3 protein-coding genes are annotated in these 2,861 nt (G+C 35.9%); all 3 read left to right on the top strand.

What is annotated here, in order from left to right; translation table 11 throughout:
• Positions 1–212: 212 nt before the first annotated feature.
• Positions 213–914: a spore cortex-lytic enzyme gene (gene sleB, locus BIV60_RS27760; protein ID WP_256218572.1), complete on the top strand. Its 702-nt coding sequence runs from the start codon at positions 213–215 to the stop codon at positions 912–914.
• 12 nt (positions 915–926) lie between these two features.
• Positions 927–2,276, top strand: coding sequence for a germination protein YpeB (gene ypeB / locus BIV60_RS27765; RefSeq protein ID WP_071358894.1), 1,350 nt, complete (start codon positions 927–929; stop codon positions 2,274–2,276).
• Between the two features lie 75 nt (positions 2,277–2,351).
• A complete protein-coding gene (locus BIV60_RS27770; RefSeq protein WP_071358895.1) occupies positions 2,352–2,531 on the top strand; it encodes a YpfB family protein in 180 nt (59 codons plus the stop codon).
• Positions 2,532–2,861: the final 330 nt, after the last annotated feature.

Here is a 2,861-nt window from a genome sequence, read left to right on the forward strand (position 1 = left end):
ACAACCTTTCGGCCGGCTTGTCTTGTGCTATGCCTAAGGCTAATCAAGGCGCCTGCGCGTTTCTTATGAAAAATTGCTTCTGCATTTTAATGAATAAAATTTCCATGAAAACAAAAAATAGGGTTACTGTAAAAAGATTTACATTTGGGGGTTACAATTCCATGAAAAAGAAAAAAATCCTAATGAAAATATTCATTTTAAGCTCCTTTTTTATGATGATCTTTTCGTTAGTGGAACCGAACAAATCGGAAGCCTTTAGCAGACAGGTCATCCAACGTGGAGCAGTAGGTGAAGATGTGATTGAGCTTCAATCACGGCTTAAATATATCGGCTTCTACCATGGGAAGATTGATGGCGTATTTGGGTGGAGTACATATTGGGCATTAAGGAACTTTCAACATGAATTTGGGCTGCCTATTGATGGGCTTGCAGGTGCTTCAACCAAGAATAAACTTGTTAAATCAACCAAATACAATCGCTCGAATGTTACTAGAAAAAATGCACCACCTAAAAAGAGTGCAACAAAAAAACCAATGGCATCTAATACACCAAAAGGATTTTCCCAAAATGACATTCAGTTGATGGCCAATGCGGTTAATGGTGAATCACGTGGAGAGCCTTTTATTGGCCAGGTTGCCGTTGCGGCAGTGATCTTAAATCGTGTGAATAGTGCTAATTTCCCTAATACAGTTTCCGGAGTTATATTTGAACCCGGAGCATTTACAGCAGTAGCAGACGGGCAAATTTGGCTGACTCCAAATGAAACATCGAAAAAAGCTGTAATTGATGCGATAAATGGCTGGGATCCCACAGGTAATGCCTTATACTATTTTAATCCTTCAACGGCAACAAGTCCGTGGATTTGGTCAAGACCACAAATTAAGCGAATTGGCAGACATATTTTTTGCAAATAAGGAGGTGTAGTGATGATCAGAGGAATTTTAATCGGGGTTTTGGCGATTGGTGTTGCCGGAACTGCCTATTGGGGCTATCAAGAACATCAAGAAAAAAATGCAGTCCTTTTAAATGCTGAAAACAATTATCAACGTGCCTTTCACGGCCTGTCCTACCAAATGGATTTACTGCATGATAAAATCGGTACCACCCTTGCGATGAACTCAAGAATATCATTATCTCCATCACTTGCAGAGGTATGGAGGATTACATCAGAGGCCCATAACGACGTTGGCCAGTTGCCGCTAACACTGCTTCCTTTTAATAAAACGGAGGAATTTTTAGCGAATATAGGAAATTTTAGTTATCGAACAGCGATAAGAGATTTAGATAAGGAACCGCTAACGAAGAAAGAATATGATACATTGAAGGTTCTTTATAATCGGTCTGGAGAAATTCAAAACGAACTAAGAAACGTCCAAGCAATGGTATTGAAAAACAACTTACGCTGGATGGATGTTGAACTTGCGTTAGCTTCTGGTAAGGAAATGACAGACAATACCATTATTGATGGTTTTAAAACCGTAGAAAAAACGGTGACAGGCTATGATGAAACAGATTTTGGCCCAACCTTTTCCAATATGCAAAAAAAGGATGAAAACTTTAAAAATATAAAAGGCAAGAAAATTTCACGAACTGAAGCTATTAATGAGGCAAAAAAATATATGCAATTTGATGGAAATGCTAAAGAGAAGGTTACGGAAAATGGGAAAGGGTCTGATTACGGATTTTATAGTGTTTCTATAAAAAATAGTCAAACAGGTCATGAGGCAAGCATGGATATTACCAAAAAGGGAGGATTTCCAATTTGGTTTATTAATAGCCGTGATGTAAAAAAACAAGCAATCAGTTTAAATGATGCGGGAATTCGTGCGGCCAAATTTTTAAAGGATCAAGGTTTTAAAAATCTGGAGCTATTCGAAAGCACCCAGTATGATAATATTGGAGTATTTAATTTTGTAACAAATCTTAATAAGGTTAGGATTTATTCAGAATCCATTAAGGTAAAAGTCGCCCTTGATAATGGAGATATTATCGGTGTTTCCGCTGAGGAGTATTTAAAAACACATCGTGAACGAGAAATTCCTTCACCAGTGATTACAATGAAACAGGCCCGTTCAAAGGTTAACCCTAATTTTAAAGTGATGGAAAACCGTGAGGCTATTATTGTGAATGACTTAAATAAAGAGGTATTGTGCTATGAGTTCCTTGGGACGATTGGAAATGATACTTACCGAATTTTCGTTAATGCACAAAACGGAATTGAAGAAGATGTTCAAAAGTTAAAAAATGCAGAAGCGGTGTATAATGAAGTCCTATAGCATAGGAAACCATTATTGAATAATAAATAGAGAACACTCCAATAATAAGAATAATTGATTATCGGAGTGAATCCAATGAAAAAAATAGAAAGAATATTAATAAAAATGGTGTTAATCCAATTTGTTTTTCTTTTATTAACACAACTTTTATTTCACCAAATTGGTATTTTTCCAGAGTTATCACAACTAACTAAATATGAAGGGGTTAGTAAAAACTCATTTACCGAAATTATACAAACCCTTTCCGTAAAATAAGAAAGCAGAGATTCTTGCTTTCTTTTTTTTATATAGGCTCTTTTCGTAAACTTTGTTGCTTTTGAACCTTAATAAGGGTCAAATACTTAAGTTTTAGGCAATTTTCGCAAATATTCTTACGAAAAGATGCCACGAAGCATTTAGTTATACGGGTTGATGAAATTATACGAAAAACAACAATCTATTCGAAAATAGCCTTTAGATAAGAATAGGTGTTAGCCGGGCACCAGCAGGTAAATAACATCAATGTTTATTATGAATTCTATCCAAAATCAACAACGGATAAAACGGTTATTTTATTGCATGGCTTTCTTTCATCCACTTTTACTT

The organism is Bacillus sp. MUM 116 (assembly GCF_001866655.1).
Lineage (GTDB): Bacteria > Bacillota > Bacilli > Bacillales > Cytobacillaceae > Neobacillus.

Coding starts and splice junctions, on each gene's coding strand:
- sleB (WP_256218572.1), top strand. CDS start 213: ATGATGATCTTTTCGTTAGTGGAACCGAACAAATCGGAAGCCTTTAGC.
- ypeB (WP_071358894.1), top strand. CDS start 927: ATGATCAGAGGAATTTTAATCGGGGTTTTGGCGATTGGTGTTGCCGGA.
- BIV60_RS27770 (WP_071358895.1), top strand. CDS start 2,352: ATGAAAAAAATAGAAAGAATATTAATAAAAATGGTGTTAATCCAATTT.